This window comes from Mycobacterium sp. Aquia_213 (assembly GCF_026625985.1).
Lineage (GTDB): Bacteria > Actinomycetota > Actinomycetes > Mycobacteriales > Mycobacteriaceae > Mycobacterium.
The window spans coordinates 2,296,737-2,318,358 of record NZ_CP113116.1 but is presented as its reverse complement, the minus strand read 5'-3'; the positions used below and the strand labels follow the sequence as shown (position 1 = coordinate 2,318,358).

Sequence of the window (21,622 nt, the reverse complement as noted above, 5' to 3'; positions counted from 1 at the left end):
TCCCCACCCCGGTGACTAGGGTGTTTACGCGTGAGTACCGAACCGGGTTACCAGGCTCCTGCTGTCACTGTCACCACCACGCTGCCGAAACGTGGTGCGGGTTCGTCGGTATTGGTCATACCGGTCGTCTCGACCGGCGACGAAGATCGCCCGGGCGCGGTCGTTCTGTCGGCCACGCCGTTCCTGTCCGACGACGCCATCGGCGAAATCGAGGCCGACTTGGCTGCGCTGGACGCCACCGGCGGCAGCGAACAGGTCCATCGGCTGGTGGTGCCGGCGCTGCCGGTGGCCAGCGTGCTGACGATCGGGCTGGGTAAGGAGCGATCCGAATGGCCCGCCGACACCATCCGGCGCGCCGCCGGTGTGGCCGCGCGCTCGCTGGGCACGGCCGAAGCCGTGATCACCACGCTGGCCGAGCTGCCCGGCGAGGACGTCGCATCCGCCGCGGTCGAGGGGCTGATCCTGGGCAGCTACCGGTTCACCGCGTTCCGCAGCGGCAAGACGGCGCCCAAAGACAAAGGCCTGAGCAAGATCACCGTGCTCGCCACCGCGAAAGAGGCCAAGAAGCAGGCCGCGCACGGTGCTGCCGTCGCGACCGCGGTCGCCACCGCGCGCGACTTCGTCAACACTCCGCCGAGCCACCTGTTCCCCGCCGAATTCGCCAAGCGCGCAAAGGCTTTGGGGGAATCCGTCGGCCTTGAAGTCGAGGTGCTCGACGACAAGGCGCTGCAAAAAGGTGGCTACGGCGGCATTGTCGGCGTCGGGCAGGGCTCGTCGCGGCCCCCGCGGCTGGTGCGGCTGATCCACCGCGGTTCGAAGCTGGCCAAGAAAGCGAAGCAGGCCAAAAAGGTCGCGCTGGTCGGCAAGGGCGTCACGTTCGACACCGGCGGCATCTCGATCAAGCCCGCTGCCTCAATGCATTACATGACCTCGGACATGGGCGGTGCCGCCGCGGTGATCGCGACCGTCACGCTGGCCGCGCAGCTCGAGCTGCCGATCGACGTGATCGCGACCGTGCCGATGGCCGAGAACATGCCGTCGGCAACGGCGCAGCGCCCCGGCGACGTGCTCACCCAGTACGGCGGAATCACCGTCGAGGTGCAGAACACCGACGCCGAGGGCCGGCTCATCCTGGCCGACGCGATCGTGCGTGCGTGCGAGGACGACCCGGACTATCTGATCGAGACGTCCACGCTGACCGGCGCGCAGACGGTGGCGCTGGGCGCCCGCATCCCCGGGGTGATGGGCAGCGACGAGTTCCGCGACCGGGTCGCCGCGATCTCGCAGCGGGTGGGCGAAAACGGCTGGCCGATGCCACTGCCGGACGAGCTGAAGGACGACCTGAAGTCCACGGTCGCCGACCTTTCCAACATCAGCGGGCAGCGCTTCGCCGGCATGCTGGTGGCCGGGGTGTTCCTGCGCGAGTTCGTCGCCGACGGCGTGGGTTGGGCGCACATCGATGTGGCGGGCCCGGCCTTCAACACCGGCAGCCCGTGGGGCTACTCGCCGAAGGGCTCCACCGGCGTGCCGACCCGGACCATGTTCGCGGTGCTGGAAGACATCGCCGAGAACGGCTGAGCCGGACCCGACGCCGGCTCGAGTGTGACGCTACCTTCACGCTCGACGTCGAACGTGCAACTAATTTCACGCTCGGCACGCGGCGTGCGGGCGAGCCGGCCTAGATCACCCGGAATCGCGCGGTGCTGCGCAAGGCCTGCGGCAGCAGCCGCGAAAGTCCATACAGCGCATAGGCTTCCGGCGCCACCGGGAGGATCGGCTTGTTCTTCTGGACCGAGGACAAGATCGCGTCGGCGACCTTGTCGGGGCCGTACCGGCGCAGCGCGAACATCTTGCCCAGCTGACCACGCCGGCCGTCGACCTGCTCGCCCTGCTTGCCCGCGGGCGCGTCGAACCGGGTGGTGTTGATGATGTTCGTGTCGATGACACCCGGGCAGATCGTGGTCAGCCCGACGTTGGCGGCGTCGAGTTCGGCACGCAGGCAGTCGGAGAACATGTAGGTCGCCGCTTTGGAGGTGCAATAGGCGTTCAGCGACTGCAGCGGGGCGTAGGCGGCCATCGACGACACGTTGACGATGTGCCCGCCGGTGCCGCGCTCGACCAGGAGCCGCCCGAACGCCCGGCTGCCGTTCACCACGCCGCCGAGGTTGACGTCGAGGACGCGGTCGAACTGTTCGGCGGGGGTGTCCAGGAACTGGCCGGCCTGCCCGATACCCGCGTTGTTGACCACGATGTCGGGCACGCCGTGTTCGGTGCTGACCCGTTCGGCGAACGCCTCGACCGCGTCGGTGTCGGACACGTCGAGCACGTAGGCGTGCGCGACGCCGCCGCGTGCGGTGATCTCGGCCGCGGTCTGCTTGACGGCGGCTTCGTCGATGTCGCTGACGACGAGTTCGGCGCCTTCCCGCGCGAAGGCGTACGCGGTCTCGCGCCCAATGCCGCTGCCGGCGCCGGTGACCGACACCAGCGTGTCGCCGAACGCCCCGCGGGGACGGCCCACTTGCGCACGCAGCAGCGCGCGGCAAGGCGTTTTGCCGTCGGTCAGGTCCGCGAATTCGTGCACCGCGGCCGCCATCACCTGCGGGTGCGACATCGGCGAAAAGTGCCCGGCCCGGATGTCGCGCCGCCACAGCCGCGGCACCCACCGCGCGGTCTCGTCGTAGCCATAGGGCCGGACGTACTTGTCGCGCGTGTTGACGATCAACTGCACCGGCACATCGACGATGTGGATGGGCTGGCCGCGCACGGAGAACGAGCGAAAGTAGTTGGCGGGGTAGGTTTTAACCGAGCTGGCAGCATCCGTGGCAATGTTGGCGGAGTGATGGATCTGCTCATCGGGAATGTTATCTACGACGTTGCGCCGCAGCGCCCGTACCGAGAACGCCGCCCGAATCAACAGCGGCGCCAGCACCGGGATCGAGAAGAAGACCATGTAGGTCAGGCGCAGCGCCTGACTGATCGAGCGGGCGAACCTGCGCGGGCGCCACGGTTGGCGCAGACCGCTGAAGATGTATTCGACGAGTTGCTCGTGGCTCGGGCCGGACACCGACGTGAACGAGGCAACCCGGTCACCGGCGCCGGGCCGCTTCAGGTACTCCCAGATACCCACCGAGCCCCAGTCATGGGCCAGCACGTGCACCGGCTGGCCGGGGCTCAGTTCGCTTGTCACCGCCGCGAAGTCGTCGGCGAAATGCGCCATCGTGTACGCGGAGACCTTCTTGGGCGTCCCCGACAGCCCGACTCCGCGGTTGTCGTAGCGGATGATCCGGAACCGCTCGGCCAACAGCGGCACGACGCCGTCCCACAGCGCGTGCGAATCGGGCCACCCGTGCACCAGCACGACGGGGGGACCGTCGGGGTTGCCTTCTTGGTAGACGGCGATGCGGACACCGTCCGCGCTGTCGACGAACTCCTGTGTTGCCGGCATCGAACTTCCGCCTCCCCGCGATCTAGCGATGATCGCCCCCTGGCAATTCGGCACACCGTAGCAATCGGGTCAGCCCTGGATGCGTGCCGACGCAGAGGCAATGACAGGATAGTTTCGACGTCAACTTGCAGTACACCGCGGTGTGGTAAGTCAGATGTCGACCAGCGCCGACCCACGAGCAATCGAGGAGTCAAAAGACATGGCCTTCTCCGTCCAAATGCCGGCACTCGGTGAGAGCGTCACCGAGGGGACGGTCACCCGCTGGCTCAAGCAGGAGGGCGACACGGTCGAGCTCGACGAACCGCTTGTCGAGGTGTCGACCGACAAGGTTGATACCGAAATCCCGTCGCCCGCCGCGGGAGTGCTCACCAAGATCGTCGCCCAGGAGGACGACACCGTCGAGGTCGGCGGTGAGCTGGCCGTCATCGGTGACGCCTCGGAAAACGGCGCCTCAGCGGCGCCCGCCGAAGCGCCCAGCCAACCGGCGGCCGAATCCGCACCGGCCCCCGAGCCGGAGCCCGAGCCCGCGGCCCAACCGGAGTCCGAGGCCCAACCGGAGCCCGAGCGTCAGCCCGAGCCCGCACCCCAGGCCGCCGCACCGAGCTCCAGCAACGGCAGCGCGACCCCGGTCCTGATGCCCGAGCTCGGCGAGTCGGTCACCGAGGGCACGGTCACTCGCTGGCTGAAGAAGGTCGGCGATTCGGTTCAGGTAGACGAGGCGCTGGTGGAAGTCTCCACCGACAAGGTGGACACCGAGATTCCGTCACCGGTGGCCGGAGTCCTGGTCAGCATCACCGCCGAAGAGGACGACACCGTGGCGGTCGGCGGCGAGCTGGCCCGGATCGGCACCGGCTCCGCTGCGGCCGCCCCACCGCCGCCGGCCCCCAAGCCCGAACCCAAGCCCGAACCGGCGCCGCAGCCCAAGGCCGAGGCGCCCCCGGCCCCCAAGCCCGCTCCCGCGCCGGAGGCCCCGCCCGCTCCCAAGCCCGAGCCGACACCGGCGCCGCAAGCCGCACCGGCCCAGCCGGCGGCCGAGGCCCAGGGTGACGGCAGTCCGTACGTGACCCCGCTGGTGCGGAAACTGGCCACCGAAAACAACATCGACCTTGCCGCGGTCAAGGGCACCGGCGTCGGTGGCCGCATCCGCAAGCAGGACGTGCTGGCCGCCGCCGAGAAGAAAAAAGAAGCCGCGAAGGCACCCGCTGCGGCCGCGCCGGCTGCCGCCGCACCGGCCGCCAAGGCGCCCGCGGCGACTCCGGCGCCCGCGCTGGCCCACCTGCGCGGCACCACGCAAAAGGCCAACCGGATCCGGCAGATCACCGCCAAGAAGACCCGCGAATCCCTGCAGGCCACCGCGCAGCTCACCCAGACCCACGAGGTCGACATGACCAAGATCGTTGGGCTGCGGGCCAAGGCCAAGACGTCGTTCGCCGAGCGTGAGGGCGTGAATCTGACCTACCTGCCGTTCATCGCCAAGGCGGTGATCGACGCGCTGAAGATTCACCCCAACATCAACGCGAGCTACAACGAGGACTCCAAGGAGATCACCTACTACGACGCCGAGCACCTCGGTTTCGCCGTCGACACCGAACAGGGCCTGCTCTCCCCCGTGGTTCACAACGCCGGCGACCTGTCGCTGGCCGGGCTGGCCCGCGCGATCGCCGACATCGCCGAGCGTGCCCGGACGGGCAACCTGAAACCGGACGAGTTGTCCGGCGGCACCTTCACCATCACCAACATCGGCAGCCAGGGCGCGTTGTTCGACACCCCGATCCTGGTTCCGCCGCAGGCCGCGATGCTTGGCACCGGGGCGATCGTGAAGCGCCCGCGGGTGGTGGTCGACGAGAGCGGCAACGAATCGATCGGGGTCCGCTCGATCTGCTACCTGCCGCTGACCTATGACCATCGGCTGATCGACGGGGCCGATGCCGGACGATTCCTCACCACGATCAAGCACCGGCTTGAAGAGGGAGCGTTCGAGGCTGACCTAGGGCTTTAGCACGTTGGCCAAGCCCGTCGTCGCGATCGCGGGTTCCTCCGGCCTGATCGGCTCAGCCTTGGCTGCGGCTCTGCGCGCCGCCGACCATCGGGTGTTGCGCATCGTCCGCCGGACACCGGCGAATCCCGATGAGCTGCACTGGAATCCGGAGAGCGGCGAATTCGATCCCGACGCGCTCACCGAAGTCGACGCCGTCGTCAACCTGTGTGGAGTCAACGTCGGCCGGCGCCGGTGGTCGGGCGCGTTCAAACAGAGCCTGCGCGATAGCCGGATCACTCCGACCGAGGTGCTGGCCACCGCGGTCGCCGACGCCGGCGTCGAGACCCTGATCAACGCGAGCGCCGTGGGCTACTACGGCAACTCCAAAGACCGCGTGGTCGACGAAAACGACCGGGCGGGAGCGGGTTTCCTTGCCCGCCTCTGCGAAGACTGGGAGGCGGCGACGCTGCCGGCCCAATATGGCGGTGCCCGCGTGGTGCTGGCCCGCACCGGCCTGGTGATGGCCGCGGCGGGCGGAGCATTGCGCCGGATGCGCCCGCTATTCGCGGTGGGCCTGGGCGCCCGGCTGGGCAGCGGCCGTCAGTACATGTCGTGGATCAGCCTGGAAGACGAGGTGCGGGCCTTGCTGTTCGCGATCGCCCACCCGTCGCTGTCCGGCCCGGTGAACATGACCGGGCCCGCGCCCGTCACCAACGCCGAGTTCACCACCGCCTTCGGCAGCGCGGTCAACCGTCCGACCCCGATGATGCTGCCGGCGTTCGCGGTGCGGGCCGCGCTCGGAGAGTTCGCCGACGAGGGGCTGCTGACCGGCCAGCGCGCCATTCCGTCCGCGCTGGAACGCGCGGGTTTTCAGTTTCACCACAACACCATTGGCGAGGCGCTGGCCTACGCCACCGCCCGACGCGATCAGGACTGATCATGTATTTGATTACCGGTGCGGGTGGGGGTATCGGCGGCGTCAGCCGGTCGGTGGTCGAGGAGTTGCGGTCCCGCGGCGAGCCGGTGCGCGCGATGGTGCACCGCGACGACGCACGAGCCGACTCGCTGCGCGCGTTGGGCGCCGAGGTGGTGGTCGGCGACCTGACCGAGCCGCGCGACGTCGTCGACGCGATGGCCGGCGCCGACCGGATGTTCTTCTCGATGAGCGTCTCGCCCGACTACCTGCAGGCGACGGCGGTGGTATGTGCGGCGGCGCTGGAGTCGGGCCGCCTCGACGTGCTGGTGAACATGTCGCAGATGACGGTGTCGGAGATGACGCTGACAAGCACCGACGAGTCGCGCCAGCATCGCCTGCACTGGCTCGCCGAGCACGTGGTGAACTGGTCGGGCGTACCGGCCGTGCACATCCGGCCGACGGCGTTTTTGGACAATCCGATCTTCACCTCGCTGGCCGCACCCTCGTTGCGCGAGCGGAATCTGTTGGTGCTGCCGTTCGGGACCGGCCGGACCTCGCCGATCGCGGCCAGTGACGTGGCCCGGGTGGTCAGCACGGTGCTGTTGGACCCGGCCGATCACATCGGGGCCGTCTACGAGTTGACCGGCCCGGAAAGCCTGGACGTCGACGGGCTGGCCGCGGCGTACGCGCGCGCATTGCAGCGTCCGATCACCGGCGCCGACATCGCGTACGACACCTGGGTCACCGAGGTTCTGCAGCCGCTGGGCCTGCCCGCACACGTCGCGCAACACCTCGCCACGATGGCGAAGCTGCACCGCGCGGGCCGCTACGACCGCTCCACCGACGACGTCGAGCGGATCACCGGCCAACCCGCACTGAGCGTCGAGCAGTACGTCGCGGCGAACCCACAGCTGTTCGCGTAGCGTTGGCCAGCGTGATGGGTTCCATCCGGTCCAGCACGGCAGCGATCGAGGTCCGCCAACTGGGGACGGTCGAATATCGCACCGCCTGGCGGCTGCAGCGCGACCTGGCCGACACGAGGCTCGCCGGCGGCAACGACACCCTGCTCCTGCTGGATCACCCCGCGGTCTACACCGCCGGACGGCGCACCGAGCCGCACGAGCGACCGGTGGACGGCACGCCCGTCGTCGACACCGATCGCGGCGGCAAGATCACCTGGCACGGGCCGGGCCAGTTGGTCGGCTACCCGATCATCGGCCTCGCCGAACCCCTCGATGTGGTGAATTACGTTCGGCGCCTTGAAGAATCGCTGATCAAGGTGTGTTGCGATCTAGGGCTGGACGCCGGCCGGATCGACGGCCGCTCCGGCGTGTGGCTGCCGGGCCGCCCCGCGCGCAAGATCGCCGCGATCGGCGTCCGGGTCTCGCGGGCGACCGCGCTGCACGGGTTCGCGCTCAACTGCGACTGCGATCTGGACGCATACGCGGCCATCGTGCCGTGCGGCCTGACCGACGCCGGGGTGACGTCGCTGTCCGCCGAACTCGGGCGCACGGTGACCGTCGACGAGGTCCGCGCGGCCGTCGCCACGGCCGTCTGCGATGCCCTCGACGGCGTCTTACCGGTGCAGGCACACGACGCCGCCCGCGTAGCATCAGCGATGTGACTGTCGCTCCCGAAGGCCGCAAATTGCTGCGGCTGGAAGTGCGCAACGCGCAGACCCCGATCGAGCGCAAGCCACCGTGGATCAAGACCCGGGTCCGGATGGGACCGGAGTACACGGCGCTCAAAAGCCTGGTGAAGCGGGAAGGCCTGCACACCGTCTGCGAAGAGGCCGGCTGCCCCAACATCTTCGAGTGCTGGGAAGACCGCGAGGCCACCTTCCTGATCGGCGGCGACCAGTGCACCCGCCGCTGCGACTTCTGCCAGATCGACACCGGCAAGCCCGCCGAGCTGGACCGCGACGAGCCCCGCCGGGTCGCCGAGAGCGTGCAGGCGATGGGGCTGCGCTATGCCACCGTCACCGGCGTCGCCCGCGATGACCTGCCCGACGGCGGCGCTTGGCTGTACGCCGAAACCGTGCGCGCCATCAAGGAGCTCAACCCGTCGACCGGTGTCGAGCTGCTGGCCCCCGACTTCAACGGCGAGCCCGCGCGCCTGGCGGAGGTCTTCGAGTCGCGCCCGGAAGTGTTCGCGCACAACGTCGAAACGGTCCCGCGCATCTTCAAGCGGATCCGGCCCGCGTTCACCTACCAGCGCAGCCTGGGTGTGCTCACCGCCGCGCGCGAGGTCGGGCTGGTCACCAAGAGCAACCTGATCCTCGGCCTGGGCGAGACGCCCGACGAGGTCCGCACCGCCCTGGCCGACCTGCACGACGCCGGCTGCGACATCGTCACCGTCACTCAGTACCTGCGCCCGTCGGCGCGCCACCACCCGGTGCAGCGCTGGGTGAAGCCCGAGGAGTTCGACGAGTTCGCGCGCTACGCCGAGGGGCTGGGCTTCGCGGGCGTGCTGGCCGGGCCGCTGGTGCGCTCGTCGTACCGGGCCGGCCGGCTCTACGAGCAGGCCGTGCGCAGCCGCACCTCGGACGCCCTGGGGTAACTCGGGGCCGCCGCCTCGTATCCTTGGTGATTATGGCTAAGTCCCGCAGTACCGCCGAGAACAAGGCCGCCCGGGCAGCGGCGGCCAAGGAACGCAAGGCGGCATCCAAGGAACGCCGCGGCCAGCTGTGGCAGGCGTTCAACGTGCAGCGCAAACAGGACAAGCGCCTGCTCCCCTACATGATCGGCGCCTTCATCGCGATCGTGGCCGTCTCGGTGACGGTGGGTGTGCTGGTCGGCGGGTTCGCCATGTTCACCCTGATCCCGCTCGGCGTGGTGCTGGGCGCGCTGGTGGCGTTCATCATCTTCGGCCGCCGGGCCCAGAAGTCGATCTACCGCCAAGCCGAGGGGCAAACCGGTGCGGCGGCCTGGGTGCTGGACAACCTGCGCGGCAAGTGGCGGGTCACCCCGGGGGTAGCGGCCACCGGCCACTTCGACGCGGTGCACCGGGTGATCGGCCGGCCGGGCGTCATCTTTGTCGGCGAGGGCTCGACGACCCGCGTCAAACCGCTGCTGGCCCAAGAGAAGAAGCGCACCGCGCGGCTGATCGGCGACATACCGATCTACGACATCGTCGTCGGCACCGGCGACGGTGAGGTTCCGCTGTCCAAGCTGGAGCGGCACCTGACCCGGCTTCCGGCCAATATCAGCGTCAAGCAGATGGACACCCTGGAGTCGCGGTTGGCCGCGCTGGGATCGCGGGCCGGTGCGGCCGTGATGCCGAAGGGACCGATGCCCAACGCCGGCAAGATGAAGGGCGTGCAGCGCACCGTGCGCCGCAAGTAGGAACCCCTAGCGCCGGACCACGGCCGTGTTGGTCACCCGGTCCTGGATGCCCCGCCCGTCCCAGTCGGTGAACAACGCCGGGACCACCAGGGCGACCAGCAGTCCGCGCGCCGCCACCCGGCCCACGCCGAGCCGCCCGTCCAGCGCGACTACCTCGAGTCCGAGTGCCAGCTGACCGGGGGTGAACCCGTACAGCCGCACCGCCACCACGCCGAGCAGAAACCAGATCACCAGCACTGCCGTCGACAGCATGCGTTCGGAGAACATGCCGAACGCCATGGCCAGCGCTGCCAGACCGTAAGCAATCAGCCAGTCGACCGCCAACGCCGCCAGGCGGCGTCCCATCGACGCCAGCGATCCCGACCCGTCCTTCGGTAGACCGAGCGTCTCGCCGGGGTATGCCGGGCGCGACTCCGACATCATCGCCCCTTCGGCGGGTTTGGCCGGGACAGGCTACTGCGCCCGTGGGGCCGACCAGATACGCTTTTGCCGTCCATGGGCCTCACAATAGAACCCGCCGTTGCTCCACTCCGATCTGTGGGACGCGTGGTCAAGTAACCTCCGCGCAACACGGGGTTGATGGGCGGGCAACATCATCTCCATAGCGTCAGGCCGCGGATTATCAAGCAAAGGAGCATTCAGTGACGGAAAAGACGCCCGACGACGTCTTCAAGCTCGCCAAGGACGAAGGCGTCGAGTTTGTCGACGTTAGGTTCTGTGACCTGCCCGGCATCATGCAGCACTTCACGATTCCGATTTCGTTCTTCGACCAAAGCGTCTTCGACGATGGCTTGGCCTTCGACGGCTCGTCGATTCGCGGATTCCAGTCGATCCACGAGTCGGACATGTTGCTGCTCCCCGACCCGGCGACCGCGCAGATCGACCTGTTCACTGAAGCCAAGACGCTGAACCTCAACTTCTTCGTGCACGACCCCTTCACCCTCGAGGCGTACTCGCGCGACCCGCGCAACGTCGCCCGCAAGGCGGAGAACTACCTGAAGAGCACCGGCGTCGCCGACACCGCCTACTTCGGTGCCGAGGCCGAGTTCTACATCTTCGACTCGGTGTCCTTCGACTCCCGAACCAACGGCTCGTTCTACGAGGTGGACGCGATCTCGGGCTGGTGGAACACCGGCGAGCCGACCGAGAACGACGGCAGCCCCAACCGCGGATACAAGGTGCGCCCCAAGGGGGGCTACTTCCCGGTCGCCCCGGTCGACCACTACGTCGACCTGCGCGGCAGGATGCTGCAAAACCTGATCAAGGCCGGCTTCAGCCTGGAGAAGGGCCACCACGAGGTGGGCACCGGCGGTCAGGCCGAGATCAACTACAAGTTCAACACGCTCCTTCACGCGGCCGACGACATGCAGCTGTACAAGTACATCGTCAAGAACACCGCGTGGCAGGCCGGCAAGACGGTCACGTTCATGCCCAAGCCACTGTTCGGTGACAACGGCTCCGGCATGCACACCCACCAGTCGCTGTGGAAAGACGGCAACCCGTTGATGTACGACGAGACCGGATATGCCGGCCTGTCGGACACCGCCCGCCACTACATCGGCGGCCTGCTGCACCACGCCCCGTCGCTGCTGGCCTTCACCAACCCGACGGTCAACTCCTACAAGCGGCTGGTGCCCGGCTTCGAGGCGCCGATCAACCTGGTCTACAGCCAGCGCAACCGCTCGGCGTGTGTGCGTATCCCGATCACCGGTAGCAACCCGAAGGCCAAGCGGCTGGAGTTCCGTTGCCCCGACTCGTCGGGCAACCCGTACCTGGCGTTCGCGGCCATGCTGATGGCCGGCCTGGACGGCATCAAGAACAAGATCGAGCCGCAGTCTCCGGTCGACAAGGACCTCTACGAGCTGCCGCCGGAAGAGGCCGCCAACATCCCGCAGGCACCCACTCAGCTGTCCGCGGTGATCGACCGGCTGGAAGAGGACCACGAATACCTCACTGAGGGAGGCGTTTTCACGCCCGACCTGATCGAGACGTGGATCAGCTTCAAGCGCGAGAACGAGATCCTGCCGGTCCAGATCCGGCCGCACCCGTACGAGTTCGCGCTGTACTACGACGTGTAGATCAGCAACCCGCTCTGACCAGGTGTTTCAGTCGAACTAGGACGGCTTCGCCCGCAGAGCGCCCGCAGGATCCTTGCTAGACGACGCCACCCGCGCCGCGATCACACCACCGATTGCTGCGCGGGTGGTTTCGTCTTTGTCCGGCCACAGGTGCCCGTACACGTCCAACGTTGTCTTCGCCGAAGCATGCCGAAGCCGAGCCTGGACCGTCTTCACATCGCAGCCGCTGTCGATCAACAGCGTTGCCAGATGGTGTCGCAGGCAATGGAAGTGCAGCTCGTCAACCTGACGGGCCTTATCCACGGCCCGGTCAACTATCCACGGGCCGACCCGCTGGCCCCCGCCGTTGGTTACCAACGTCGGGCCGGGGAACTTCTGAACCGACGCAGACAGCATCAATGTCAACTCTCGCGGAATCGGTACGGGCTTGTTGCTGCCCTTGGTCTTCAGTGGAGCAGACCAACCTTTGTCTTGGGACCACTGCACTTTCGGGTGCACGATGCCGCGTGTGAAGTCCACGTCTTCGATCCGCAGCGCCACGGCCTCGGATACGCGCAGTCCCGCGAACGCCCCGAGCAGTACGGCAACCTGTAGGTGTTCGGGCATTTCATCGTGGAGTTGCCATACCTGTTCGGTTGTCGGGCAGAACTGTTCGACATCGCCTGTGGGCGGCGCGGTCCTACGTGAGCATGGATTGCGGGCTAAGAGACCATCGTGGACTGCGTCATCGAGCACATGCGTCAGTCGTCGGTACATGGCATAGATGGTCGACGCCTCGTAGTCGGCCTGGAGGCTGCCATTCCAGGCAACCACCATCGACGGCTTGATCTCAGCGAGTGTCATCGGGCCGAACGTTTCGCGGATCGTCTTCAGATGCGTCTTGGCTTGTCGGGCCGAAGATTGCCGCCGTGACTTGCTATAAGACGCCAGCCACTTCTCCGCCCAGTCGTCGAACGTCATCGCCGCATCCTTCGGGGCCACGTACGAGCCCTTGGCGATGTCGGCGGTCTGAGCCGTAATCCATGCTGCGGCTTCAGCTTTCACATCGAACGACCTCTGAACCTCTTTACCCGATGGGTCGATATACCTTGCTCGCCAACGCTTTCCGATGCCGTGACCGGCGCTCTGAACCAGAGTGCCCAGTTTGCCGTGCTTAGCATTAGCGCAGGCAGGTCCGTCGCCGCGACGGTGCCAGCGGTCCTCGACGCCGCTCCGGTGTGCACGTTTGTAGGTCGTCATGGGCGGATCGTACGGCTATCGTCATGCCCCACAACGTTGGGTCTCAGCCTTTCGCTGCTCAGCCCACGCGTCGAGGTCGGCTAGGTCGTAAACGACATGCCGTGCGGACAGTGCGTAGGAGCGCGGCCCCAGGTCCCCCCTGTGCCGCCACCACCGGAGGGTCGCTTCGGGTATTCCAAGGTGTTCGGCTGCTTGCTTTGTGCTGAGACGGATTCGTGTTGGTTGCATGTGGTCATCTTGCGTCAACCCGGTTTACGGTCTGACGGAAATTTTCGCCGTCCGTGCGGTGGCAGATTCACCCGTTTTACGGTCCTGAACGTATGAAACACTGGGCATGGTAACGCAAGCAACGACCAGCCAACGACGCTAAGCAAGTTTGCTGATATAATGAAAATATAAGTCAGAGAAGCTATGAGCGAATAGCCTTTGATTGCTGTGCGCGACCAGGAAACCCGTGTAGATGCGCATAACAGGTAACAAACCGCGACTCTTGCAAGTCGCAGAGGGGCAGTGGATGCCTCCGCACACATCCCCCAGGCCGTATGAGGGTACGCGATTCAACCATCCTGGGACGTCAGTGCGGCGCTGAGCTGTTGCGATACCTCGCCTATGAGAGGGGTATATCTTCTGTCGCCAAGACCGTTGCAAGTCAATGTGATTGGACGGCGACACCGCAACACTTATGTACGGAGACTACCGTGCCCACTCGCCCTGGCACACGCCAGGACAGGAAATATCTACGAGAATCATTCTCCATAAACAAGTTCCGAGATCTTATCTAGTTGGTCGCGTCCGGAAGCAACGCCTTGCGCGGGCCGGGTACGTCACTTGCGAGTGCAGCCCGCACCGAAAGGGGCTCACCCCAACCACTTCTCTCAGGCCCGTTAAGCCCTAACCAACAACAACCAATTTGGAGCAAGACTATGGCACAGCAAGACGAACTGATCGGACCACGCGAAGTCGCCGAGCTGATGAACGTGGCGGTCGACACCGTGTACAGCATGCGCCACCGAGGCAACGGACCAGTCGGCTGGCGGCGCGGCAAGCGTCTGGTGTTCAAGCGAGGCGACGTCGAGGCATTTCTGGCTCACGAGCGTGAGCACACGTTGCGCGGCCAGGTAGTCGTTCGTTCTTGATTGCAGCAATTGCATTTGCATGACTAGAGCGTTTGTTGCCGGAGAGAGACGCGTTGACTTGCAGGAAGTGTCCGGTGTCGGGCGGATTGGGGGTCCCCCCCAGGCAAACCCAATACCAAGAGCATCAACGAGATTGGAAAAGCAATGAGCTGCAGGCAGGAAGGCTGCACCAGGCGTGCGCACTCTCGCGGATGGTGCACGACGCACTACCGTCGCTGGCGATCCGGGCAGCCGATGGACGCACCGATCAGGTGCTACGTGCGGCTGGAAGCGGGTTCAGATGGACCTGGTGAGGCAGTGACACGGAAGACCGTTAGAGGCAAGCGTGAGAGGCCTTTCGCGGCTGAGTACGCACTCTTGGCCGAGTTGGGCCTGGGCGGTGGCAAGTACTCTTAACCAGCATGGCTACTCCCACCCTCGCGCTGGCCAATCTGCAAGCGAAAGCGACGAGATAACGAGTCAGCTCAACACGGCAAACGAACAGATCAACGTCCCGGTTAGCCTTTCGGTTTCTCCCCCGGCTTGGGCTTGTCGTCGACAATCTCACCGTCAATTGTGTTTTGTTCCGCATTGCCCTCTTGTGGCTGCTCGCCTGGCCCAAGTGCGGGTGGCTTTTTCTGTTCGAGCTGACCAGCGGGGCCCGTCAACTCGATTACGTGTTCCCGCAATGTCTCAGCACCTTGCAGAAGCGCGTTCGCGTCATCAAGTGCAGTGTGTGCGCCGTGCAAGATGCCCGCCACAGCAACCATTGCGACGGTCATCTTCTTGGCGATTCTCACTGGTACGCGGCTGATGGCGGGGAGCGCAGCACCCAACAGGTTCCTGCCGCCATCGACAACGGGCTCGGTGCCGAAAGTCTGCAGCACTTCGTCGTCAAGCAGGAACTTCAGGCGATTTACGTGCGCGCGAAGCTCATTGGCCAGTCTCTGATCAATCTCCGCGTCAGCGAGAATCTCTTCCCACTCAACCAGAGATTCCTTCAAGCGTGCGATCGCGTCGTTCGACGGGGCAGGTGCCGTAACTGAATGCAGATCAAATGCATAACCCAGACCTGTGAGCTGACTGATCACCTGGGCGTCGCAGACATTTGACGCCGGTTGACCGGTGTTGCCCCAGTTGTGGCGAAAGACGATTGCCTGGTACCAATGCGGTAGATACTCCATGTACTGCCCACGCCCGTCGGCCTCCGGCGGCAGCGCGAGCAACCGTTCGTAAACTCGATTGAACAGGCCGACAACTTCGCCATGCCGCTGGGCGAACTGCAGCGTCGCGCCTTTGGCATGCAGCGTCGTCTCCCACCCCTCCAATACGGTTTGAGCACCGGAACCCGCTACGTGCTGAAGGATGTTTCGTAACGCGAACGCAGGGTTGCCCGTCAACGCCACTTGCCCGTCCTTTCGTCGACATTGAAGCGTAGCGTGCGATTGTTCACTCCGTGGTCGCAAAACTAAAGTTTTGAGACAGATCAATCGAGTCAGGTTGCACTGCTGATAGTGCGAGCGTGTGGTGTCTCAAAAGATGACTCAGAATTACTGTCTCATATTGACAGGTTTTGATACTTTTGAGACGCTCTGCGCATGGCATCGATCACTACGAGTGCGACCGGAACCAAGCTTGGATACGCCCGCGTCAGCACCGGTCATCAATCGCTGGATCAACAAGTCGATGCGCTCATCGCTGCCGGTGTTGATTCCGTCCGCGTCTACTCCGACAAGCTCTCGGGAACATCGACCCGCGAGCAGCGTCCCGGCCTGGCCGCGCTCTTGAACTACGCCCGTGAGGGCGACGCAATCGTTGTAGTCGGTATCGACCGGCTTGGTCGCAACGCCGCTGAGGTGATGTCGACGATCCGCGACCTCGGCAAGCGCAAGATCGTGCTGCGATCGCTGCGCGAGGGTATTGACACCTCCAACGCGACGGGCCGCATGGTGGCAGGCGTGCTGGCGAGCCTTGCCGAGCTTGAGTTGGAGCTGGGTCGCGAGCGTCGCTCAGCGGCTCGTGAGGCGCGTCGGGCGCGCGGGCAGTCCATTGGTAGACCGAAAGCGTTGAATGCTTCGAAGGCCGCGCTCGCGCAACGGATGCACGCAAGTGGCGAGCCCGCGAGCTCCGTCGCGGACGCGCTAGGAGTTAGCCGCGCAACTGTATATCGGGTCTTGGCCGAGCGGAACGTCGGCCTAGGCCAGCCCGACTAACCGACGACTCGATCGCGCACACGCAGGCTGGTTTCGTTCGTCACCACCGAAACAATCGATTGGCGACTTATTATGCGTGGATGACCGTCGACGCTGAGGAAGTCCAAGAGCTCGGGCGAACGGGTGTGGCAACGGTCAAACGCTGGCTGGAAGCTACCACTTTTATCGAGCTAAATTGGAACGTCTATGAGAACCCAGAACTTTGCATCGTGCCGTGCCTCGGTGACAAAAGGAAGAAGTTTGACCTGGCAGGAGCGTTCATCGGGCTAAAGCGGAGCCCGGTTGTGGTCGAAAGCAAGAAGTATTCAACTGCAGGTAAACAGCATAAATATTTCAAAGAATTTCTGGCGATTGCATACAGTTCGACGCTCTATGAGATGGAAGAAAAGGGTTCTGACATCGGCAGAGAATTCCTATGGGTAACCTTTCATCCATTTATCTTGAAGGATTGGCCTATTCTTGCTACCGAGGAGAAGATTGTTGAGGGACTCGATGAAAATCCAGAGTACTTGGACGGTAAGGATATAGATCAAAAGGTACTTCGCAAAGTTTCTGACCGGGTATGGGTTCTAGTGATACATCAGAAACAAGAGGGCATTTCACTAACACACGAGGAGTTGATGCAGGTGTTGGTTACATTGAAACGGAAAGAGCCAACGCTGTGAGCACCTTCGAAGAGGAGATCGTTGCCGCTCGGGCGACGATTGATCCGGATTCTTATATTAGTCAAGTAAAGACAGCAGTTAGGAACGAGTTCGCACGCATTGACGACAGTGCAGTGTTAGACGATACCAATTATTTCAACCATTCAGCGGTGCCAGACTTTATAATTGAGTGGCCAGATCGGAGTAAACGGCGGCTCTATCTCCGCAATTCTTACGAATCAATTGTGGCGAGCGGCGACGCAGTCCGGTTCAACCCATCTAAGCCTGTAGTATTGGCTCTCTCAAGTGACGACCACCAAGGGTTGGTTGAAGGGATCGCCCAGCAATCGCAAGCCGCCCCTGAAACCCTGATTTCCAATGCCACAGCGCTCGATGCAATCACCGAAGGTGCTGATAGAGATCGTACGAAAGGCGATCGATCGGCCAGGAATCAGAATCCCGTAGCTGAACTGATCCGGTCCAACCTCGCCCGAGGTGGTCGTGGCCTACTTACAGTAGACCGCGTTTCTGACCTGCTAGATGTCCAGCCGCCCGACCCCAGCCAATCGGCTGAATCCTACCTTAAGCGCCTAGAAAAGAATTTTTCACCCGAGTCGGTGGCGCGAATCTCTCAAACCGCACTATTAGTGCAGGTGTCTCTGAGCGGTGATGTATCGAAGTTGGCTGACAACCGCTCTGCGGCGGCCAACCTTACCGTGACGGAAATTGGCAACGTGCTGCCATGGGTCCTTGAGAATCCTGGCGTAACAGACGAGCCCGACTTCTGGGAGTATCTAGGTTCGATTGTTGGATTCGCCCATCTCTTGCAAATGAGAGACTCGATCGAAGGGCGCGATTTGTCTCGTTTAGTGAGAGCGAATCTTTCGAGGTGGTCAGGCAAGCGCGCCTATATAGGCTTGGAAAGCCTCGCAGCCGACAACCCGAGTGAGGAAGAACTGAAAGTACGAGAGGATGGTGTTTGGTCAATAATCGGGCCAACACTCGGCGTGAATTTTCAAGGTTCCCGGTTGCATTTGGCACCTTCGGGTACCGCAATTCGCGGACGCGATGGAAAGTCAGCAGTTCTGTGGCCTGACTTGTCTGTGGCCCTGTCGAGCTTCAAAGTTTCTGCCGTAAATCTGAAAGGCATTGCCCGCTCGATACAGATCAATGCGGAAGAAAGTGATGACGTTTCGGAAGACATCGATGCAGTGACCAACTCTGTTGACGATACCTACTACGTAGGCAGACTCGGCCTTGCGTTCCCAGCTGCTGATGAAGATGGAGCAAATGCGCCCGTTGAAGTCAACTTCGATAGTTCGATCGTTGCGTCTGAACGGCCAGTGTCCCTGTTTAGCCTTGCGCTAGCAGCACTACGGCTCCTTCGATATCGAGAACCCGTGGACCGTGGTGTCGAGATGACGCTACTGGGAGTTGGACCAGCCACAGGCACACTGTCAGGTCCGAGCGCCGAGGAGACGTAGAGTTCGCAAATCCATCGATGGCGTCCCTATCGTCTACCCGCTAGGGGAGCAGTTATCCGGGATAGCGCGACGCCCACTCATCCAAGGTCGGTGCTCACCGAACATATGATCCCCATATGCGCGATCCGAATGGCAACATCTCGCCGTGGTTCAACTCCGATGACGCGGACTCGGAGACAGCTACCCTGCGACAGCAAGCTCATGAGACGTTCGATTGGCTAATCAGGGCGTTTGGTTGGGCGGTCGGGGACGAAGATCCTGACCCTAACGCCATGCGCAGTGTCCGGAAACTGAGGGGCATCTTTCACCTCGGTCAGCTTCGAGCAGTTCTCAATATCTCCAGCGACTTGAAACACGTTCTGTTCGAGGCTCCGCTGGATTCTCCGTTATTGAGCGGCGGAGAAAAGCGCAGATACCTCATTCAATACCTCGATGATGAGATGCTGCGCGACTTAAACGAAACGGTCGCATACTTCTTCCAAATTGCGGACCACGCGGGCGAACCTCCCGACTACCACATCCTGACCGACTTCCTCGCAGCCTGGAAGGGAAACCTACATGCCGCCGCCTCCCCCAATATCCGCAGACCGTCAACCCCATCCCACACCTCAGCGCTCGTTCGTTGGGAGCGCGAACTGCTCGACATTGGCAACTCGTTCGAAAGTGCTCTAGCGGGTGCTGAGTTTGCGGCATCTGCGCAGCTGTCCGCTGCCGAGGCCGCTGTAGCACGAGATGCTGCCAATCGCGCTGCAGCTAAAACGGGCGCACTGGTCATGGGGAGCCATTTCTGGCAGATCGCACAAGACGAGGCAAAGAAAGCATGGTGGTGGACATTGACGACATTCGGCCTCGTAATCTCCGTCATAGGTGTCAGCGTCTGGATTATCTCCAAGACCATTTCGGCGCAGGCGGTCGAGACTCTTATTCATCTAATCGTGGCACTGCCGATCGTCGGTGCTGCCACATACGCATCAAAGATCGCCCGCCACCACCGATTACTCGCAAGATGGGCGAAAACCGCATCAGTTCAGATCAATACCGTTGAGGCGTTTTCGAAGCAGCTGTCTACTCCGGCTAATCGAGACAAGCTGATCCTAGAATTGGGGCGCAACGTTTTCGCGACCCCCATCTATGGTGACGACGTGAAGGGCGAGCACTTGTCAGCCGTACCCAACGAGGTACTCGACAGCTTTCGTGAGATCGCACACAAATTGGCGCAGCGGTCTTCGTAGGCACGCAGGCGACACGCCAATGGGTCCATCAACTCGGTGACTCCGACCTGCTCTCCCTTCCGGGCATCGGAGCTGAGCAAAACATCGGGTCCCCGTGGCCGACCACGAAGGCCACGGGGCCTGAGTGCGATTAGCCGAGCCACTCAATGACGCGGCGTGTCCATGCCGCTGCCCTCGCACATCGTCTTCAGCGCGTAGCGCGGGCACTAGGTGACACCGCAGTGGCGGCTGTCTGGTCAGCGTCCGACGATGCCGTGGTGTCGGCGTTCTGCGAACTGGTCCCATCCCATTACACTCCGATGCTCTCGGGTTGCGCCGTCCTTAATCCAAGGGGCGCATGGCCAGATTCGCGAGGCAGTACGAAACAAGCGACTTAGTGGCAGCACGGATCCGGTCATCGAGGGCCCCTTCGAGTTCGAGGTCCGCCTTGGGCCGGTTGTGGATGTCACGCCCGATCACTGCAAGTTCGTAGTGCTCCCGCTCACGCGCGACAATTGTCTGAATCTCGTTTACTAGCTTCAGGATTGCGTCGTCATTTGTGAGCAGGCGGATCGCGGTTGCGTGTGCGCTGCACCTTCCGTATACATCCCAATATTCGGATGCCATGATTGCCCGCATGCTCCGGTCAACCCGGACAAGGTCGGACGCGAGGTTATCGGTGCGATCGATTGTGCCAATGGCCTGATCTATGCGGTTGATGGCAACGTCGAGCCGAGTCTTGCGCTCGGCGAGTGCATTGATCAGCCCGATTACTTCGATGCGAAGTTTGTCAACGCGAGCGTCTTCGCGCACCTGCCGAAACTGGGCGACGGAGGTGTTCAAACTTTTCTGCGATGCACGAAGCGTCCTCCTGTTCGTGAGGATGTTTACCCCCACGGCCAAGGCCGCTACCGACACCGTACCGAGCGCACCCCAGCCGGGCGTGTAGTACCAACCGCTCACCGCAATCCCCTGTCCCTCGCGGCTCTGTGAGCACTGGGTGTTCGTCGCATTCAAAATTTACGTCCGCCCGCAGGCCGCCCGCAGGATCTCCGTGCGATGCCGATTTCAACCAACCCTGCACTAAAGCGTTTGCGCAGTTCACGAGCTATACGGCCATCGGTGCAGAGACCAGCAAACACCGACAAACGCGCAGGAGATAGTTCGCGCTGTACTACGACGTGTAACCACGCAATAGCCGAACACCACCCGTGCGGATTTCCCGCGCGGGTGGTTTCGTCTTTAGCGGCCGGGTCCTCCTCGGCGACCCGGGCCGATGCCACCGCCGGGACCGGGACCACCGCCGCCCGGGCCCACACCGCCGCCGGGACCTTGGCCAGGCCCGTTGCCTTGGAATGGACCGTTGCCTTGGAATGGACCGTTGCCTTGGCCGGGGCCATTACCTTGCAGCGGACCGGAGCCATCGGGAGCCTGCCGCGCCGGAGCCGCCGGTTGAGGTGAAGCCTCAGCTGCCTCGGCGGGAGGAGGAGCGCCCTTCGGAGTCTGAGTGGGAGGCGGGGCCTGCTGCTGTGTCGCTTGCTGCTGTTGCGGTTGCCCGGACGGCTGCTGGGGCTGCGTCGTCGCCTGCTGTTGGGTTGCCTGCCCGCTGATTTCTCCGCTTTTTGGAGTCGGCTCGGCGGCCGGAGCCGCGGTGGCCGGTGCCGGCGTAGCCCCGGCCGCCGGAGGCGGTTCCTTGGTGGGCGCTGTCGTCGGGTCGGCAGACGCGATGGGTATTGCGGCCACCGCGATCAGACCCGCGGCCAACGCGGAGCAAGCTGCCAACCCGAGGCCGGCCTCAACAGCGCGACGACGCGACGTGTGACGCATGGGCAATCCTTATTGCGAAGTTCCGACGGCGAAAAACTAGCTCGCACAACGAAACCAGACAGCGACTTCGCGGAGTTTTCGGCCGCTGGTAATCCCCCGTTTAATCCCGATTTCGCGGCACGTCGGTC

20 protein-coding genes are annotated in these 21,622 nt (G+C 63.8%); 13 read left to right on the top strand and 7 right to left on the bottom strand.

What is annotated here, in order from left to right:
• The first annotated feature begins 30 nt into the window (after positions 1-30).
• A complete protein-coding gene (locus tag LMQ14_RS10855; protein WP_267734741.1) occupies positions 31-1,578 on the top strand; it encodes a leucyl aminopeptidase in 1,548 nt (515 codons plus the stop codon).
• A 100-nt stretch (positions 1,579-1,678) separates the two neighbouring features.
• Here the strand turns inward: LMQ14_RS10855 and LMQ14_RS10850 are convergent, their stop codons facing one another.
• Positions 1,679-3,445, bottom strand: coding sequence for an SDR family oxidoreductase (locus tag LMQ14_RS10850; protein WP_267734740.1), 1,767 nt, complete (start codon positions 3,443-3,445; stop codon positions 1,679-1,681).
• Between the two features lie 199 nt (positions 3,446-3,644).
• Here LMQ14_RS10850 and sucB point away from each other — a divergent pair, with 199 nt between their 5' ends.
• The 6 genes from sucB to LMQ14_RS10820 are packed head-to-tail and all read left to right on the top strand — an operon-like array spanning position 3,645 to position 9,683.
• Positions 3,645-5,444 (top strand): 2-oxoglutarate dehydrogenase, E2 component, dihydrolipoamide succinyltransferase, encoded by a 1,800-nt coding sequence (sucB, locus tag LMQ14_RS10845; RefSeq protein WP_267735443.1) that lies wholly within the window; start codon positions 3,645-3,647, stop codon positions 5,442-5,444.
• A 4-nt stretch (positions 5,445-5,448) separates the two neighbouring features.
• Complete coding sequence (locus tag LMQ14_RS10840; protein WP_267734739.1) at positions 5,449-6,360, top strand: TIGR01777 family oxidoreductase; 912 nt, start codon at positions 5,449-5,451, stop codon at positions 6,358-6,360.
• 2 nt (positions 6,361-6,362) lie between these two features.
• On the top strand, positions 6,363-7,262 hold the full coding sequence (locus LMQ14_RS10835; RefSeq protein ID WP_267734738.1) for an NAD(P)H-binding protein: 900 nt from the start codon (positions 6,363-6,365) through the stop codon (positions 7,260-7,262).
• Positions 7,263-7,273: 11 nt separating this feature from the next.
• Positions 7,274-7,963, top strand: a complete 690-nt coding sequence (gene lipB / locus LMQ14_RS10830) for a lipoyl(octanoyl) transferase LipB (RefSeq protein WP_267734737.1) — start codon at positions 7,274-7,276, stop codon at positions 7,961-7,963.
• A complete protein-coding gene (gene lipA / locus LMQ14_RS10825) occupies positions 7,960-8,898 on the top strand; it encodes a lipoyl synthase (RefSeq protein WP_267734736.1) in 939 nt (312 codons plus the stop codon). The genes lipB and lipA overlap by 4 nt, the downstream gene beginning before the upstream one ends.
• A 32-nt stretch (positions 8,899-8,930) precedes the next feature.
• Positions 8,931-9,683 (top strand): DUF4191 domain-containing protein, encoded by a 753-nt coding sequence (locus LMQ14_RS10820; protein ID WP_267734735.1) that lies wholly within the window; start codon positions 8,931-8,933, stop codon positions 9,681-9,683.
• A gap of 6 nt (positions 9,684-9,689) precedes the next feature.
• Here the strand turns inward: LMQ14_RS10820 and LMQ14_RS10815 are convergent, their stop codons facing one another.
• On the bottom strand, positions 9,690-10,106 hold the full coding sequence (locus tag LMQ14_RS10815) for an RDD family protein (protein WP_267734734.1): 417 nt from the start codon (positions 10,104-10,106) through the stop codon (positions 9,690-9,692).
• A 218-nt stretch (positions 10,107-10,324) separates the two neighbouring features.
• Between LMQ14_RS10815 and glnA the strand changes: the two genes are divergently transcribed.
• On the top strand, positions 10,325-11,761 hold the full coding sequence (glnA, locus tag LMQ14_RS10810; protein WP_267734733.1) for a type I glutamate--ammonia ligase: 1,437 nt from the start codon (positions 10,325-10,327) through the stop codon (positions 11,759-11,761).
• A 36-nt stretch (positions 11,762-11,797) separates the two neighbouring features.
• On the opposite strand, the gene LMQ14_RS10805 is transcribed toward glnA, so the two are convergent.
• Positions 11,798-13,000, bottom strand: coding sequence for a tyrosine-type recombinase/integrase (locus LMQ14_RS10805; protein WP_267734732.1), 1,203 nt, complete (start codon positions 12,998-13,000; stop codon positions 11,798-11,800).
• Positions 13,001-13,021: 21 nt separating this feature from the next.
• On the bottom strand, positions 13,022-13,228 hold the full coding sequence (locus LMQ14_RS10800; protein ID WP_267734731.1) for a helix-turn-helix transcriptional regulator: 207 nt from the start codon (positions 13,226-13,228) through the stop codon (positions 13,022-13,024).
• A 695-nt stretch (positions 13,229-13,923) separates the two neighbouring features.
• Here LMQ14_RS10800 and LMQ14_RS10795 point away from each other — a divergent pair.
• On the top strand, positions 13,924-14,136 hold the full coding sequence (locus LMQ14_RS10795; protein WP_267734730.1) for a helix-turn-helix transcriptional regulator: 213 nt from the start codon (positions 13,924-13,926) through the stop codon (positions 14,134-14,136).
• Positions 14,137-14,633: 497 nt separating this feature from the next.
• On the opposite strand, the gene LMQ14_RS10790 is transcribed toward LMQ14_RS10795, so the two are convergent.
• A complete protein-coding gene (locus LMQ14_RS10790; protein WP_267734729.1) occupies positions 14,634-15,521 on the bottom strand; it encodes a hypothetical protein in 888 nt (295 codons plus the stop codon).
• Positions 15,522-15,713: 192 nt separating this feature from the next.
• Between LMQ14_RS10790 and LMQ14_RS10785 the strand changes: the two genes are divergently transcribed.
• From LMQ14_RS10785 to LMQ14_RS10770, 4 genes are all read left to right on the top strand, one after another.
• A complete protein-coding gene (locus LMQ14_RS10785) occupies positions 15,714-16,328 on the top strand; it encodes a recombinase family protein (RefSeq protein ID WP_267734728.1) in 615 nt (204 codons plus the stop codon).
• 80 nt (positions 16,329-16,408) lie between these two features.
• Positions 16,409-16,993 carry a hypothetical protein gene (locus LMQ14_RS10780; RefSeq protein ID WP_267734727.1) on the top strand — a complete coding sequence of 195 codons (585 nt, stop codon included), beginning with the start codon at positions 16,409-16,411 and terminating at the stop codon, positions 16,991-16,993.
• A complete protein-coding gene (locus tag LMQ14_RS10775; protein WP_267734726.1) occupies positions 16,990-18,456 on the top strand; it encodes a hypothetical protein in 1,467 nt (488 codons plus the stop codon). Before LMQ14_RS10780 ends, LMQ14_RS10775 begins: the two co-directional genes overlap by 4 nt.
• A gap of 116 nt (positions 18,457-18,572) precedes the next feature.
• Entirely contained in the window at positions 18,573-19,688 is a 1,116-nt protein-coding gene (locus LMQ14_RS10770) for a hypothetical protein (protein ID WP_267734725.1), read from the top strand.
• Positions 19,689-20,009: 321 nt separating this feature from the next.
• Here the strand turns inward: LMQ14_RS10770 and LMQ14_RS10765 are convergent, their stop codons facing one another.
• Both LMQ14_RS10765 and LMQ14_RS10760 read right to left on the bottom strand, forming a co-directional pair.
• Positions 20,010-20,630, bottom strand: a complete 621-nt coding sequence (locus tag LMQ14_RS10765) for a hypothetical protein (protein WP_267734724.1) — start codon at positions 20,628-20,630, stop codon at positions 20,010-20,012.
• Positions 20,631-20,909: 279 nt separating this feature from the next.
• The gene (locus LMQ14_RS10760; protein WP_267734723.1) at positions 20,910-21,494 is read right to left on the bottom strand and encodes a hypothetical protein; all 585 of its coding nucleotides are present in this window, start codon (positions 21,492-21,494) and stop codon (positions 20,910-20,912) included.
• Between the last annotated feature and the right edge of the window lie 128 nt (positions 21,495-21,622).